14 protein-coding genes are annotated in these 14654 nt (G+C 64.3%); 7 read left to right on the top strand and 7 right to left on the bottom strand.

Annotation, left to right across the window (positions count from 1 at the left end; genetic code table 11):
- Positions 1-4 precede the first annotated feature (4 nt).
- The 7 genes from I8N54_RS01855 to I8N54_RS01825 all read right to left on the bottom strand — a co-directional run bounded on the left by I8N54_RS01855 (position 5) and on the right by I8N54_RS01825 (position 8071).
- A complete protein-coding gene (locus I8N54_RS01855; RefSeq protein WP_140194208.1) occupies positions 5-1837 on the bottom strand; it encodes an ABC transporter ATP-binding protein in 1833 nt (610 codons plus the stop codon).
- Positions 1838-2767, bottom strand: a complete 930-nt coding sequence (locus I8N54_RS01850) for an ABC transporter permease subunit (protein WP_197097538.1) — start codon at positions 2765-2767, stop codon at positions 1838-1840.
- Positions 2768-2779: 12 nt separating this feature from the next.
- Complete coding sequence (gene oppB, locus I8N54_RS01845; protein ID WP_140194209.1) at positions 2780-3703, bottom strand: oligopeptide ABC transporter permease OppB; 924 nt, start codon at positions 3701-3703, stop codon at positions 2780-2782.
- Between the two features lie 80 nt (positions 3704-3783).
- Positions 3784-5427 carry a peptide ABC transporter substrate-binding protein gene (locus I8N54_RS01840; RefSeq protein ID WP_140194210.1) on the bottom strand — a complete coding sequence of 548 codons (1644 nt, stop codon included), beginning with the start codon at positions 5425-5427 and terminating at the stop codon, positions 3784-3786.
- A gap of 373 nt (positions 5428-5800) precedes the next feature.
- On the bottom strand, positions 5801-7129 hold the full coding sequence (locus I8N54_RS01835) for an MATE family efflux transporter (protein ID WP_140194211.1): 1329 nt from the start codon (positions 7127-7129) through the stop codon (positions 5801-5803).
- A complete protein-coding gene (locus I8N54_RS01830) occupies positions 7122-7619 on the bottom strand; it encodes a PaaI family thioesterase (protein WP_140194212.1) in 498 nt (165 codons plus the stop codon). Before I8N54_RS01830 ends, I8N54_RS01835 begins: the two co-directional genes overlap by 8 nt.
- Positions 7619-8071: a PaaI family thioesterase gene (locus tag I8N54_RS01825; protein WP_140194213.1), complete on the bottom strand. Its 453-nt coding sequence runs from the start codon at positions 8069-8071 to the stop codon at positions 7619-7621. Before I8N54_RS01825 ends, I8N54_RS01830 begins: the two co-directional genes overlap by 1 nt.
- Positions 8072-8181: 110 nt before the next feature.
- Between I8N54_RS01825 and I8N54_RS01820 the strand changes: the two genes are divergently transcribed.
- The 7 genes from I8N54_RS01820 (at position 8182) to I8N54_RS01790 (ending at position 14653) form a co-directional block, all read left to right on the top strand.
- Positions 8182-9330: a putative manganese transporter gene (locus I8N54_RS01820; RefSeq protein WP_140194214.1), complete on the top strand. Its 1149-nt coding sequence runs from the start codon at positions 8182-8184 to the stop codon at positions 9328-9330.
- A 54-nt stretch (positions 9331-9384) separates the two neighbouring features.
- Positions 9385-9753: a MerR family transcriptional regulator gene (locus I8N54_RS01815; protein ID WP_140194215.1), complete on the top strand. Its 369-nt coding sequence runs from the start codon at positions 9385-9387 to the stop codon at positions 9751-9753.
- A 298-nt stretch (positions 9754-10051) separates the two neighbouring features.
- Positions 10052-10447 (top strand): MerR family transcriptional regulator, encoded by a 396-nt coding sequence (locus tag I8N54_RS01810; protein WP_140194216.1) that lies wholly within the window; start codon positions 10052-10054, stop codon positions 10445-10447.
- 36 nt (positions 10448-10483) lie between these two features.
- Complete coding sequence (locus tag I8N54_RS01805) at positions 10484-12262, top strand: acyl-CoA dehydrogenase C-terminal domain-containing protein (protein WP_140194217.1); 1779 nt, start codon at positions 10484-10486, stop codon at positions 12260-12262.
- A 50-nt stretch (positions 12263-12312) separates the two neighbouring features.
- Positions 12313-12525 (top strand): hypothetical protein, encoded by a 213-nt coding sequence (locus I8N54_RS01800; protein ID WP_140194218.1) that lies wholly within the window; start codon positions 12313-12315, stop codon positions 12523-12525.
- Positions 12526-12796: 271 nt separating this feature from the next.
- The gene (locus I8N54_RS01795; RefSeq protein ID WP_140194219.1) at positions 12797-13426 is read left to right on the top strand and encodes a glutathione S-transferase family protein; all 630 of its coding nucleotides are present in this window, start codon (positions 12797-12799) and stop codon (positions 13424-13426) included.
- Between the two features lie 15 nt (positions 13427-13441).
- The gene (locus I8N54_RS01790) at positions 13442-14653 is read left to right on the top strand and encodes an acetyl-CoA C-acetyltransferase (RefSeq protein WP_140194220.1); all 1212 of its coding nucleotides are present in this window, start codon (positions 13442-13444) and stop codon (positions 14651-14653) included.
- The last annotated feature ends 1 nt before the right edge of the window (position 14654 follow it).

Below are 14654 nucleotides of genomic sequence, written 5' to 3'. Positions count from 1 at the left end.
CGCCTCAGGCCCTCAGCCCTTCGCTGCCGAGGAACGCGTCATGCTCCGCCGCGAAGTGGTTCGGCGAGATCTCCACCAGCTTGGGTTGATATTGCTGCGCATCGGGGTCGTCGATCAGCTCGGACTTCAGGAAGCGGAGCGGCGCGCGCGTGTCGAGCGGACTCGGCAGGTCGCCCTGCAGACGCACGGCATCGCGGTTTCGTTCGACCTTCGGGTCGGGATGCGGCACGGCGGCGATCAGCGCCTTGGTGTAGGGATGGACCGCATTGCGGTAGATCTCGTCGCGGTCGGCGAACTCCACCACCCGTCCGAGATAGAGCACCATAACCCGGTGGCTGACCTCTCGCACGACCGACAGGTCGTGGCTGATGAAGATCATCGTCAGGCCCATGCTCTTCTGCAGGTCGATCAGCAGATCGACCACCTGGGCCTGAACGCTGACGTCGAGCGCGGACACTGCCTCATCGCAGACCACGAGCTTAGGTCGCGTGATCATCGCCCGTGCGATTCCGACCCGCTGGTTCTGCCCGCCGGACAGTTCGTGCGGGTAGCGGTTGATCATGTTGGGGTTGAGCCCGACACGATCGAGCATCTTGCGGACCTCGGCCTCGCGCTCCTTGCCGCGGAGTTTGGGCTGGTGGACCCTCAGCGGCTCGGCGACGGAGGCACCGATCGTCATCCGGGGATCGAGGCTCGCCAGCGGGTCCTGGAAGACGATCTGGAGGTCCTTGCGCATCTTGCGCATCTCGGACTTCTCGGCGCCGGAAATGCTGCGTCCCATCCACGCGACGGAGCCGTCCGTCGGCGGGATCAGGTTCAGCACGCCACGTGCCAGGGTGGACTTGCCACAGCCCGACTCGCCGACGACGCCAAGCGTCTCGCCCTTGCGGAGATCGAACGACACGCCATCCACGGCGCGCAGCATCTTGGTGGTGCCGAACAGACCCTTCGACATGCGGATCGGAAAATGGATCTTCATGTCGTCGACAGTCAGCAGCGTCTCCGCCGTCTCGTCGTCGATCGGGTCGATCGCCGGGCGGTCGCCACGGTCGGGATCGTCGATGCGTGGCACGGCGTCGAGGAGCATCTTCGTGTACTCGTGCTGCGGGTTGTAGAAGATGTCGTCGGCCGTCCCGGTCTCGACCACTTCACCGTGCCGCATGACGATAATCCGGTCGCACATCCGCGCCACGACGCCCATGTCGTGCGTGATGAGGGCGATGGCCGTGCCGGTGTCGCGCTTCAACTCGTCCATCAGGTCGAGCACCTGCGCCTGCACCGTCACGTCGAGCGCGGTCGTCGGTTCGTCCGCGAACAGCATCCGCGGCCCGCAGAGCATCGCCATTGCGATCATCACCCGCTGACGCATGCCGCCCGACAGTTCGTGCGGGTACTGCTTCAGACGGCGCCGCGCCTCGGGGATGCGGACCTTTTCGAGCCAGTCGACGCAGGCGGTCGCTGCCTCCCGGCGGCTCATGCCTTTGTGGATCTGCAGCACCTCGGTCATCTGCTGACCGATAGTGAGCTGCGGTGTCAGCGCCGTCAGCGGGTCCTGGAAGATCATCGACAGCTCGTTGCCCCGGATCGACCGGAGCTCGGACGGCTTGGCCGTCAGCAGCTGCCGCCCGTCGAAACGGATCGATCCGCCGGCCACGCCGTTGCGGGCCAGAAGCCCCATCGCGGCGAGCGAGGACTGGCTCTTGCCGGAGCCGCTCTCCCCCACGATGCCGAGGCACTCGCCCGGTTCGATGTGAAAATCCACGCCTTTGACGGCTTTGACCTCGCCGTCGTTGGTTTGGAACGTGACGGTTAGGTTCTCGACTTCGAGCAGCGCCATTCAGCGGTCCTTTGGGTCCAGTGCATCACGCAGGCCGTCTCCGACGAAGAAGAAGCCGAACAGCGTGATGAGGAAGAATACAAGCGGATAGGTCAGCATCCAGAGCGTGCCGTTGTTCAGCTGCTCCGAGCCCTGATTGATAAGCGCCCCGAGAGAGGTGTTCGGCTCCTGAATGCCGAGACCGAGGTAGGAGATGAAGCTCTCGAAGATGATCATCTGCGGCACCAGAAGCGTCGAGTAGACGATCACGATGCCGAGCAGGTTCGGCACGATGTGCCGGATGATGATCGTCAGGGGCCGGACGCCGGTGGCGACGGCGGCCTCTACGAACTCGGTGTTCTTGATGGACAGGGTCTGCCCGCGGGCGATCCGGCTCATGTCGAGCCAGGAGATCAGGCCGATGCCGAGGAACAGCATCAGCATCGAGCGTCCGAAGATCACCAGCATCAGGATCAGCACGAACATGAAGGGGATCGACATCAGGATGTCGACGGTCCGCATCATGGCATTGTCGACCCGACCGCCGACATAGCCGGCGACGGCGCCATACAATGTGCCGACCACCACGGCGACGACCGCCCCGACCACGCCGACGAGCAGCGAGATGCGCGTGCCCATCACGGTTCGCGCGAACAGGTCGCGCCCATCGTAGTCGACGCCGAAGTAATGGCCGGTCTCGATGGACGGCGTGCCCATGTAGGCATTGGAGCCCATCAACGAGAAGTCGACGTAGTCCGGCTCGAACTGCGCGATCAGCCCGCCGAACGCTGCGAAGATCACGACGAAGCAGAGGACCACCAGCCCGAACAGCGCGGCGCGGTTGGCCATGAAGCGGGCCCGGGCGTCACGCCAGAGCGAGCGGCCCTGGATTTCGTTGGTGTGCTCGACGTCGTCGATCATGTCGGCGTCGGGATTTGCGTGCTTGCTCATCTCTCGGCCTCCTCAATACCGGATTTTCGGGTCGATCCAGGCGTAGAGAATGTCGACGATCAGGTTGAACCCGATGGTCAGCATCCCGAACAGGATCGTGATACCCATGATGACGGCGTAGTCCCGGTTGAAGGCCGAGTTCACGAAGAACTGCCCGATGCCGCCGGTGGAGAAGGCCACGTCGACGACGACGGAGCCGGTGATCATGCCCACGAAGGCCGGGCCGAGGTAGCTGATGACCGGCAGCAGCGCGGGCTTCAGCGCATGCCGCAGGATCACCCGCCGCATCGGAAGCCCCTTGGCCTTTGCCGTGCGGATGAAGTTGGAATTCAGGACCTCCAGCATCGAGCTCCGCGTGATCCGCGCGAGCGACGCCATGTAGGAGGTGGACAGGGCGATGACCGGCATGATGACGTATTCCCACTGACCGCCTCGCCAGCCGCCGCCCGGCAACCAGCCAAGCCAGAGCGTGAAGACGATCACGAGGAGCGGCGCCATCACGAAGTTCGGCAGCGCCTGCGCGCCGATCGAGAAGCCGACGGAAACGTAGTCGAGCCATGTGTTCTGGCGGATCGCCGCGGCGATGCCGATCGTAACGCCGACGATGACGGCGATGACCGCTGACCAGATGCCGTAGGTCAGGGTGACCGGGAAACCTTGCGCGATGATGCCGTTCACCGAACGGTCGCGGTACTGGAAGGACGGACCGAAGTCGAACTTGGTGACCACGTTCCAGACGTAGTCGACCATCTGCTTCCAGTAGGGCTGATCCAGCCCGTATTGCGCCTGGATGTTGGCAAGAACCTGTGGTGGCAGCGGACGCTCGCTGTTGAACGGGCCGCCGGGGGCCGCGAACATCAGGATGAACGAGATGACCACCAGGATGAGGAGCGTCGGGACTGCGACAAGCAGGCGGCGCAAGATGTAGCTGAACATGAGGGGACCCGACCCGAAAATGCCAAGGGCTCACGCCCCCCGGTGAAAGGGGGCGCGAGCATAGAAATCACGAAGTCGGATTATTCGCCTTCGGCGACCCGATACAGGTCCTTGGCGTACCAGTTGTCCTGCGCGTTCTCGAGCGGCCAGCCCTGGATGGAGCTGTCGAGCATGAACACGGTCGTGTAGAAGTAGATCGGCAGGATCGGCTGCTCGGCGACGAGGATCTCCTCGGCCTGCTGGTAGAGCGGCAGCGGGTCTTCGGCCGTGCGGGCCTCGGCCAGCAGCTCGTCGTACTCGGCACTCTCGAAGCCCGAGTCATTGTAGCCGGAGTCCGACTGCATGATGTCGAGGAACGAGGACGCTTCGTTGTAGTCGGCACACCAGCCGGCACGCGCGACGCCCTGGTAGTCCTTCTCACCACGGGTGGTCAGGTAGGTCTGCCACTCCTGGTTGCCGAGCGACGTCTCGATGCCGAGGGTCTGGCTCCACATCTGGCCGATGGCGACCGCGATGGAGCGGTGGGCGTCGGACGTGTTGTAGATGATCTCGACTTCGAGCGGCTCACCGTCCGGGCCGTAGCCGGCTTCGGCGAGAAGCTCCTGCGCCCTGGTGTTACGCTCTTCCTGCGTCATGTCGGCCATCTCGATTTCCGGAACTTCGAAGTCCGCGGTACCCGAGTGGGTCAGCGAGTAGGCAGGAAGCTGACCGCCGGCGGTGACGTTGTTGACAATGACGTCACGGTCGATGGCCATCGAGAGCGCGGTCCGGACGTTCGGGTCCTGAAGCGCTTCGAGACCCTTATCGGTCAGGTTCACGTTGTAGTAGTAGGTGCAGAGGTTCGGAACGGAGATCGCCTCGTCCGGATACTCTTCGCTCAGGCGCGGGAACTGGCCGGCCGGAACGTCGGTCTGGTCGAACTCGCCGGCTTCCCAACGGGTCAGGGCGGCGTTCTCGTCATTGATGATGAGGGCCGTGACCTCTTCGATGTAGACGTTCTCGGCGTCCCAGTAGTTCTCGTTCTTGGTGAGCGTGATGTATTCCTGCGGAACGCGCTCGGCGAGAACGTAGGCACCGTTGCCGACCATGTTGCCCGGCTGGGTCCACTCGTCACCGAACTCTTCGATCACCGACTGCGGGACCGGGAACGTGGTGGTGTGCGTCACCATCTGCGGGAAATAGGGCAGCGGCTGGGTCAGTTTGACTTCGAGCGTATAGTCGTCGACGGCGGTAACGCCGAGCTCGGACGGCTCCATGTCGCCGGCCATGACTTCATCGACGTTCTCGATGGCCATGAGGCCCATGTACCACTGGTACTCCGAGGCGGTCGCAGGATCGGCGGCACGCTGCCAGGAATAGACGAAGTCGTTGGCCGTGACCGGCTCACCGTTCGACCAGGTCGCGTCTTCACGCAGCGTGAAGGTGTAGGTCATGCCATCTTCGGAGACTTCGTAGCCGGTGGCCACGCCGGGGACGACCTCACCCTTGTCGTTCTGGCTCATCAGACCTTCGAACAGGTTCCGGCCGATGGCGGAGCCCTCGACGTCCTCGATGAGGTTCGGGTCGATCGACGGGAATTCGTCGAGCACGCGGTAGGTGAAGGTCTGGTTCTCGGCAAGCGCTTCGCCGTTCGGCCCGGTCATGGCGTCGTCCTGGGCGAACGCGGCGCCCCCGGTCACGAGCAATGCGGCCGTCGTGGCCTTGAGAGTGTGTCTGATATTCATGCCAAATCTCCCTGGTCTGTCGTTCTTGTTGCAGAACGTACGTCTTGCCCGCGCGGCTTCTGCCGCCGGGTCAGCGGTGACCCGATCCAATTGAATGACGCAAAAAAGTGCAAGTGCTTTGGAAATGTGACCCGACGACACAAACGGCGAATTGCCGTACGTCCCGTTTCTTTTGCAAAATCATCCAACTTCCGGCGCTGCGGGGACCATTCCTTGCGCCATGCCGACGATGCGGTGCACGCATCTTCCGCCGATCCCGTGGATTACGCCGGCGTCAATCCGCCGGAATGACCGGGATGTGATGCAGGGAGTGCCTCGCAGGACGGCAGCGGGCGTCAGCAAATCCGGGGACAGGGCCGTCGAAGCGGTCGAATCAGCCCTCCGCCTCGGCCTCGAGCGCGGGGTAGCGGTAGGCGAGCGTCGCCCCTCGTACAACGAAACTGAACAACAGCCCGATCCAGAGCCCGTGGTTTCCGAACTGCCACATCAGCGGGTAGACCGCGAGGAAGTAGGCGGCGGTCGATACCAACATCATGTTGCGCATGTCGCGGGTGCGTGTCGCACCGATATAGATGCCGTCGAACATCCATGCCGCGACCCCGATGATCGGCGCTGCCACCATGTAGTAGAGATATTGCCGACTGACCTCCCGCACTTCCGGCGCGGTGGTCATCCGGTCGATCAGGTCCGGGCCAATTGTCGCGAAGGCGAGGGCCAGCACGACCCCGATTCCGAGACCCCACGCGGAGGTCAGCAGCGCGGCCCGTCGCAGCTCCGTCCGTCGCCCGGCGCCCAATGCCTGGCCCACCAGCGTCTCAGCCGCGAAGGCGAACCCATCGAGCCCGAAGGCCGTCACTTGGAGAAACTGCAGCAGGATCTGGTTCGAGGCGAGCTGCACGTCCCCGAAGTCCGCACCAAACAACAGGAAGCTGACGAAGATCGCCTGCAACAGGACGGAGCGGATCAGAATGTCCGTGTTGACCTGTGCCATCCGCTTGAGCCGGACACGGTCGAACACACGCGGCCAGTCCCGCCACGCGGAGCCGCGAAACGCGTCCCGGCACAGCCAGAGACCGACGATGCAACCGCTCCATTCAGCTAGGAAGGTCGCGATCGCCACGCCGTTGACGCCCCAGTCGAGCCCGATGACGAACCACAGGTCGAGAAGGATGTTCAGGCCGTTCATCCAGACCTGGATCACCAGCACGGCGCGCGTCCGCTCCAACGCGATGAGCCAGCCGGTGATCCCGTAGATCGCGATCGCCGCCGGCGCCGACCAGATGCGAATGCTAATGTAGCCACGAGCGAGCTGCTCGACCTCATCCGAAGCGGGGGATACGAGGAACGCCCCCGCGAAAAGCGGAAGCTGCAGCAGGATGATCGCCGTGCCGGCAGTCCCGGCCACCATCAGCACGCGGACCAGCAGCGCCGCGACCTCGGCCCCGTCGCCGCGCCCGTGCGCCTGGCTCGCAAGGCCGGCGGTGCCCATGCGCAGGAACCCGAAGAGCCAGTAGAACGCGGTCAGGATGACGGCGCCGACGCCGACTGCGCCGATGGGCGCGGCTTCTCCCAGTTGCCCCACGACACCGGTATCGACGATGCCGAGGATCGGGACCGTCGCATTCGACAGCACGATAGGCCCGGCGATCTTCATGACCCGGCGGTTGGTGACCGGGCGATATGCGGCGGCGATCTCACTCATCGCGAGACGGCATCAGAAAGTGGCCGGTCGCCTGCGCGAAGGGACGGTCGGTATTATCCTGCCAACCCTGCACATGGACGGAGGCATAGCGCCGGCCGGACCGCGTGACCCGGGCCCGCGCATAAGCGTCGCGCGGGAGGCCGGAGCGCAGGAAGTCGACGGTCAGGTCGATGGTCTTCGGCCACGCCCGCGAGGGCGGCGCGGCCATGTCGAAGCCCTCTGCCTCCACCATCGGCCAGAGCAGCTCCCAGGCCAGCACGACTTGCGCGCATGTCTCGAGGAAAGCCGCCGTGACGCCGCCGTGGAGCGCCGGAAGAGCCGGGTTGCCGATCAGGTGGTCACTATAAGGAAGAACTGCCGTCAACTCGTCCCCGCGCCGGTCGAAGCGGATCCCGAGGAAGCGGATGTAGGGCACGCCGTCGACCAGCCAGTCGAGCGCCGCATCCCGGCGTTGTTTCACGACCTGAACGGGTTCGGGAGGACGAGCCATCAGCGCCCTGCCCCGAGAACCGTGTAGGCCCCCGTCGCAGTGGCAACCGGCCGCTCGGCATCCTCATCAAAGGCTGTGGCCCGCACGAACGCCACCGAACGGGTCAGGTGGTAGCACTCCGCCTCCGCCACGATCCGCTGACCGGCGCTTGCCGGACGCATGTAGTCGATGCGCAGGTCCAGCGTGGCCGTGCCGCCGGGAGAGTCGGGGTGCGCCATGACCGCCGCGCCGCCGCAGGTGTCCATCAGCGCGGAGACGGCGCCTCCGTGAATGACCCCGGTATCGGGGTCGCCGACGAAGCGCGCGTCATAGCCCATCTCGATCGTCGCCGTGCCGGGTCCGATGTCCGTAATCGCCATTCCGAGCGCTTGCGAATGCGGCAGCGAAGCAATGAATTTCCGGGCGAGTTCAAGCCTAGCTTCGGATGCCTCTTTCTTCGTCTGTGCCGCCATTTCGGCCCCCGTCGTCAGTATCGCCGCTAGGAAAACCCTTGCCAAACCGGGCGCAAGAGATATATGTGCAATTGCGAATTATTCTCAACTAATGTCTCAACCGGGCCCTCATGTCAAACCTCATCGACGCATTCAGCACAAGCGACACCGCGAGCGGCCGCTTCGGACCGTTCCGGTGGCGCCGTCTCGCAGTGGCCGCGCTTCTGCTGGGCGCGGCGGCAGTGCCGGGGCAGTTCGGCGAGGTCACCCGCGGCCTGATGATGGACGCCTACGTCGGCGTGGCGGTCTTCGTCGCGGCGACGCTTATGCTGTTCTACGGGGCGGAGCGGCTCTTCAATTTCGACCTTGGCGAAGGCCTTCGCAACGCGAAGGGCTGGCAGGTGCCGCTCGCCTCGCTGCTCGGCGCGACGCCCGGCTGCGGCGGCGCGGTCGTGGTGGTGGCCGCCTACTCATCCGGCAACGTCCGGTTCGGCGCGGTGGTCGCCACGCTGACGGCGACCATGGGCGACGCTGCGTTCCTGCTGCTCGCCACGCGGCCGGAAGTCGCTGCTGTCGTGCTGCCGATCTCCTTCGTGGTCGGCATCATCTCCGGCTGGCTGATCGACGCCTGGGGCCCGAAGCACCTCGAAGCAGTGCCGCAACCGTCTTGTGAACTGGTGCCGCGCATCGGCGACATCCGCCCGCGCGACATGCTTTACATCGCGCTCGCAATCCCCGGCCTCGCGCTCGGCATCGCCGGGCTCGCCCAGATCGAGCCGGCGGATTACGTCGGCGAGACACTTCCGCTGGTGCTGTCGCTCGCCGGCATCGCAACAGGGCTGTTCATCTGGTCGACCTCCAGCGTCGACGCGATGACTAACTCCGGTGACGCACCGGTCACCCGCACCGCGGAAGAGACGTCGTTCATCACCGTCTGGGTGCTCGGCGCGTTCGCGCTCTATGAATACGCAACGGTCTTCGCGGGCCTCGACCTCGCAAGCTGGTTCTCGGCGATCGGACCCATCCTGCCGCTGATCGGCATCGCAATCGGCTTCGTGCCCGGCTGTGGGCCGCAGGTTCTGGTGACGACGCTCTATATCAACGGCCTCGTCCCCTTCGCCGCGCTGATCGGCAATGCGATCTCCAACGATGGGGACGCGCTGTTCCCGGCGATTGCTCTCAACCCCAAAGCAGCGTTCTGGGCGACGTTCTATTCCGCGATCCCCGCTGTCATCGTGGCTTACGGATTTCACGTCTTCGCGCCCGGCTTCATGAATTGATCCCGTTGAAGGGGAGCGTCTCGCGCGCTAGATCACGACCCGAAAGGGTGTGCGATGACCGTTGAGCGACTGTCTTTCAAAGAGATGTGTGAGCGTTTCGACGTCACGCCGAGGACGCTGCGCTACTACGAATACATCGAGCTCCTGTCGCCCGAACGTGAAGGACGCTCCCGCTTTTACGGACCGCGCGAACTCGCCCGCATGACGCTGATCCTGCGGGGGCGAAAATTCGGCTTTCCGCTCGAAGACATCCGCCAGTGGCTCCAGATATACGAGAGCGAAGGCAACGAGGCCCAGATGCGCGAATGGGTGAAGCGAGCGGACGATCAGCTGGTGGAGCTGCGTGAGCAACAAAGGCAGCTGGACGAGACGATTGCCGAACTGAAGTCCCTGCGCGACCGGACGGCCGAGTCCCTCGGGTAGGAGACAACCCGCCGACCCAAGCAATCGGGACCGGCGAAGAGTCGCGACCGCGACACCTGACCCCGCGACAATACCTTTTGAATAAGACAGGTTACACTTCTTCGAAGCGCCCGACCATGGCGATGCGAAGGGTAACAATCTTGCCTCTCGGGGGCGGGCGATTTTGCTTACCTTTCGTCATTTCGCAAATGACGCGGCGTTCCGTTTACGTCTTGGTAAGGAGTGCTTGTAAGGTGAAGTCGAACTGTTCACCTGCCCGCTCGTTACCGACCTACCGTGTGTAATCGAGAGGCACGACATGACAGAAGAAACGATGACGATCCGCGAGATGTGCGACGCATTCGAGGTGACCCCGCGCACGCTTCGCTTCTACGAGGCGAAGGAGCTGCTGTCCCCGATCCGTCAGGGGCAGAAACGGCTCTTCACCAAGCGCGACCGCGCCCGGCTGAAGCTCATCCTCCGCGGCAAACGGTTCGGCTTCTCCCTCGAGGAGATCCGCCAGCTGCTCGACCTGTACGACATGGGCGAGAGCGAACAGCAACTGAACCGCACATTCGAACTGGCCCGCCACCACCTCGCCGAGATGGAAGCGCAGCGGGACGAGCTGAACGAGGCGATCTCCGAGCTGAAAGTGCAGCTCGAATGGGGTGCGAAACAGCTCGAGAAACGGAACATGAAGCCGGCTGTCGCCTGAGGCGGAGTCGGACCGGAGAGGGGAGCAACACCGGAAATGCCGACTTACACGCCGCCGACGAAGGACATGGATTTCGTCCTTCACGACTTGCTGAAGATCAGCACGCTCAATATTCCGGGCTACGCGGACCTGGATCGCGACACCACTCAAGCGATCCTCGAGGAATGCGGAAAGCTGTCTTCAGAGGTTCTCGCCCCGCTCAACCGCGTTGGCGATGAGCAGGGCTGCACCCTGGAAAACGGCGTGGTTCGCACGCCGGACGGGTTCAAGGACGGCTATCGGCAAATCCGGGACGGCGGCTGGCTCGGCCTAGACACGCAGGCCGAATATGGCGGCCAGGGCATGCCCTACATGAGCTATTGCATGACGGGCGAAATGTTCGTGTCCGCCAACATGGCTCTGAATATGTACCAGGGGCTGACGCACGGGGCAATTACGGCCCTGCAGTCGCACGCCTCCGAAGATCAGAAGCAGACCTACCTGCCTAAGATGAACAGCGGCGAATGGTCGGGTACGATGAACCTGACCGAGCCGCACTGCGGCACGGACCTTGGGCTCATAAAGACCAAGGCCGAACCGCAGGAGGACGGCACCTATCGTATCACCGGCCAGAAGATCTGGATCTCGGCCGGTGAACACGACCTGACCGACAACATCATCCACCTCGTGCTCGCCAAGATCCCCGGCGGACCGGAGGGGACGAAGGGTATTTCCCTCTTCATCGTGCCGAAGTTCATGGTGAAGGACGACGGCTCGCTCGGCGATCGCAACGCAGTCAGCTGCGGCGGCCTAGAGTCCAAGATGGGCATTCATGGCAACGCCACCTGTGTGATGAACTACGACGGCGCGACCGGCTTCCTCGTCGGCGAGGAGCACAAGGGCATGCGCGCCATGTTCACCATGATGAACGAGGCGCGTCTCGGCGTCGCGCTGCAGGGCTTCGCCCAGGGCGCCGTCGCCTACGAGAACGCGCTCGGGTTCGCCCGGGAGCGCCTCCAGGGCCGTGACGTGACCGGTGTGAAAAACCCGGACGGCCCGGCCGACCCGATCATCGTCCACCCGGACGTGCGCCGGAACCTGATGGATCAGAAAGCTTTCGTCGAAGGCGCCCGTGCGCTGATCTACTGGGGCGCCATCCTCATCGACCGGGCGCAACGCAATGACGATGCCGAGGCGGAGGGGCTCGCCTCGCTCCTGACGCCGGTCCTGAAGGGGTTCCTGACGGACAAGGGCTTCGAGACGACGGTCCTGGCGCAACAGACGCTTGGCGGGTCCGGCTTCACGCGCGAATGGGGCATCGAGCAGTTCGTGCGCGACGCGCGGATCACCATGATCTACGAGGGCACCAACGGCATCCAGGCGCTCGACCTCGTCGGCCGCAAGCTCGCCGCGAACGGCGGCAAGCCGATCATGGCGTTCTTCGAGCTCATCAAGGACTGGTGCAAGGAGAACGCCGGGCACGAGGACTTCTCGCGCGACATCGTCGAGCCGTTGAAGACCGCGTCAAAACAGCTTCAGCAGGCCGGCATGTACTTCATGCAGAACGGCATGAAGGCGCCGAACAATGCGCTCGCCGGCAGCTACGACTTCATGCACATGATGGGTCACGTCTGCCTCGGCTACATGTGGGCGCAGATGGCCAAGGTCTCGACCGAGGCGCTGGCCGCCGGCACCGCCGACCCCGAGTTCCACGAGGCCAAGGTGGCGACGGCGAAGTACTTCATGGCGCGCCAGCTTCCAGCGGTCGCGATGCACCTCGCTAGGATCGAGAGCGGAGCCAAGCCGGTGATGGCGCTCGACGCCTCGAACTTCTAGGTTGCGGGATGGGGACTCTCCCCATCCTACGCATTCCCGCAGAGGTCCCGATGCCAAAGCGTTTCAGACTGACCCGCCGCTTTCCCGTCGCCATGACGGAAGACGGTTATCGCCGACTTCGGCGCTTCGCCTCCGACTCCGGCCTGGACGAGGGCGAGGCGCTGTCTTTTCTGTTCGAGCATTTCGACAGCGTCATAAACGAGGACACGTTCGAGCATCGGCTGCGGTTGTTCAATTCGGAGCTGGAGGCACGGAAACGATGAGCGGAGCGCATGTGACAGCTGTCGTGGTGGAGTATTTGGAGCCAGATGAAAGAGCGGCGCTCCGCCCCGCCACGGGCCTCAAGGGATTGGTAACCCTGTCTATCCGCGCGGCGGGGCGTCACCTGGCACGGTCATCGGCTCTCCAGCCTGTACCGTGCCCGTCGTTTCGCACGACGGACATAAGGAAGCGTTACGGCTCGCCTCATCTGGCCAAAAATACTTCTGCCGGCGGGTCTGTCCGGGCGCGTCGCAGCTTCAGCGAGGTGACGTCATGAAGCTCTACTGCTTTGGAGAGAGCGGAAACGCCTACAAGGTCGCGCTCGCGCTCGAACTGCTCAACGAGAGCTGGGAGCCGGTCCACGTCGATTTCTTCAACGGCGAGACGCGGTCCCCCGAGTTCCGGAAGATCAACGTGATGGGCGAGGTTCCGGTGCTGGTCGACGGCGATGTCACCGTCTCGCAGTCCGGCAACATACTCGACTACATCAGCACCATCACCGGTGAGCTCGGCGGAACCTTCGCAGCCGACCGGCGCGAGGTGTCCCGCTGGATCCTGTTCGACACGCAGAAGCTGTCGGGCCAGGCCGGGCCGCTGCGGTTCATGATGAACTTCCTGCCCGAGGACAAGCGCGACCAAGCGGTGATCGACTGGATGACCGGTCGCTTCAGGGCCGCGTTGCAAATCCTCGAGGCCCACCTGGCAGGAAACGACTGGATCGCCTCCGGCAAGGTCACGATCGCCGACTGCGCCTGCGCCGGCTACCTGTTCTACGAAGAGCCGTTCGCCTTCGACCGCGGCGAGTGGCCCAACATCGATGCCTGGCTCGACCGACTGTCGGCGCTGCCGGGCTGGAAGCCCCCATACGACCTGATGCAGCGGGCCTTTCCGCCCGCGAGCTGACCTCCGGAGGAGCCAATGACCGACGCCTACATCTTCGATGCGATCCGCACGCCGCGCGGCAAGGGGCGCAGCGACGGCTCGCTGCACGAAGTCACCTCGCTGCGGCTGTCCGCCGTGGTGCTGAACGAACTGAAACAGCGCAACAACCTCGAGGGTGCCGCCGTCGAGGATGTCATCTGGGGGAATGCCACGCAGGTGAAGGAACAGGGCGGCTGCCTTGCCCGGACCGCCGTTCTGGCCAGCGATCTGGACGAGCGCATCCCCGGCCTGTCGATCAACCGCTTCTGCGCCTCGGGCCTCGAGGCGGTGAACCTCGCCGCGAACCAGGTTCGGGGCGGCGCGGGCGGCGGCTACATCGCCGGCGGCGTGGAATGCATGAGCCGCGTGCCGATGGGCTCGGACGGAGCGGCGGTCGCGGTCGATCCGACCGTGGCAATGGAACGCTACTTCGTCCCGCAGGGCATCAGTGCCGACATCATCGCGACGCAGTACGGCATAAGCCGGGACGACGTCGACCTCTTCGCCGTCGAGAGCCAGAAGCGTGCCGCCGAGGCATGGGACGAGAAGCGCTTCGGCGACAGCGTCATCACGGTGCGCGACGTGAACGGGCTCGCCATCCTCGACCGGGACGAGCACATGCGTCCCGGCACCGACATGCAGGCGCTCGGCGCGCTGAAGCCGTCCTTCAAGGACCAGGGCGAGGTGATGCCCGGCTTCGACAAGGTCGCGCTGATGAAGTACCCGCACCTCGAGAGGATCAACCACGTTCACCATGCCGGCAACTCGTCCGGGATCGTCGACGGGGCCGCCGGCGTACTGGTCGGCAGCAAGGAATGGGGCGAGGCGCTCGGCCTCAAACCGCGGGCCCGCATCCGAGCGACGGCCAAGATCGGCACCGATCCGACGATCATGCTGACCGGCCCGGTGCCGGTGACCGAGAAGATCCTCGCCGAATCCGGCATGTCGATCAACGACATCGACCTCTTCGAGGTGAACGAGGCGTTCTCCTCCGTCGTGCTGCGCTTCATGCAGGCGTTCGACGTCGACCACGGCAAGCTGAACGTGAACGGTGGAGCGATCGCCATGGGCCACCCTCTTGGCGCGTCCGGCGCGATCATCCTTGGAACGCTGCTCGACGAGATGGAGCGGCAGGGCAAGTCGACCGGACTCGCGACGCTCTGCGTGGCGTCGGGTATGGGCGCGGCCACCATCATCGAGCGGGTCTGAG

Source organism: Pelagovum pacificum, assembly GCF_016134045.1.
GTDB lineage: Bacteria > Pseudomonadota > Alphaproteobacteria > Rhodobacterales > Rhodobacteraceae > Oceanicola > Oceanicola pacificus_A.
Note: the sequence above shows the minus strand (reverse complement) of the source record. Positions and strands in the feature narration are given on the sequence as shown.

Excerpts from the sequence above, each read along its gene's own strand:
- I8N54_RS01855 (WP_140194208.1), bottom strand. The coding sequence starts at position 1,837 with ATGGCGCTGCTCGAAGTCGAGAACCTAACCGTCACGTTCCAAACCAAC.
- I8N54_RS01850 (WP_197097538.1), bottom strand. The coding sequence starts at position 2,767 with ATGAGCAAGCACGCAAATCCCGACGCCGACATGATCGACGACGTCGAG.
- oppB (WP_140194209.1), bottom strand. The coding sequence starts at position 3,703 with ATGTTCAGCTACATCTTGCGCCGCCTGCTTGTCGCAGTCCCGACGCTC.
- I8N54_RS01840 (WP_140194210.1), bottom strand. The coding sequence starts at position 5,427 with ATGAATATCAGACACACTCTCAAGGCCACGACGGCCGCATTGCTCGTG.
- I8N54_RS01835 (WP_140194211.1), bottom strand. The coding sequence starts at position 7,129 with ATGAGTGAGATCGCCGCCGCATATCGCCCGGTCACCAACCGCCGGGTC.
- I8N54_RS01830 (WP_140194212.1), bottom strand. The coding sequence starts at position 7,619 with ATGGCTCGTCCTCCCGAACCCGTTCAGGTCGTGAAACAACGCCGGGAT.
- I8N54_RS01825 (WP_140194213.1), bottom strand. The coding sequence starts at position 8,071 with ATGGCGGCACAGACGAAGAAAGAGGCATCCGAAGCTAGGCTTGAACTC.
- I8N54_RS01820 (WP_140194214.1), top strand. The coding sequence starts at position 8,182 with ATGTCAAACCTCATCGACGCATTCAGCACAAGCGACACCGCGAGCGGC.
- I8N54_RS01815 (WP_140194215.1), top strand. The coding sequence starts at position 9,385 with ATGACCGTTGAGCGACTGTCTTTCAAAGAGATGTGTGAGCGTTTCGAC.
- I8N54_RS01810 (WP_140194216.1), top strand. The coding sequence starts at position 10,052 with ATGACAGAAGAAACGATGACGATCCGCGAGATGTGCGACGCATTCGAG.
- I8N54_RS01805 (WP_140194217.1), top strand. The coding sequence starts at position 10,484 with ATGCCGACTTACACGCCGCCGACGAAGGACATGGATTTCGTCCTTCAC.
- I8N54_RS01800 (WP_140194218.1), top strand. The coding sequence starts at position 12,313 with ATGCCAAAGCGTTTCAGACTGACCCGCCGCTTTCCCGTCGCCATGACG.
- I8N54_RS01795 (WP_140194219.1), top strand. The coding sequence starts at position 12,797 with ATGAAGCTCTACTGCTTTGGAGAGAGCGGAAACGCCTACAAGGTCGCG.
- I8N54_RS01790 (WP_140194220.1), top strand. The coding sequence starts at position 13,442 with ATGACCGACGCCTACATCTTCGATGCGATCCGCACGCCGCGCGGCAAG.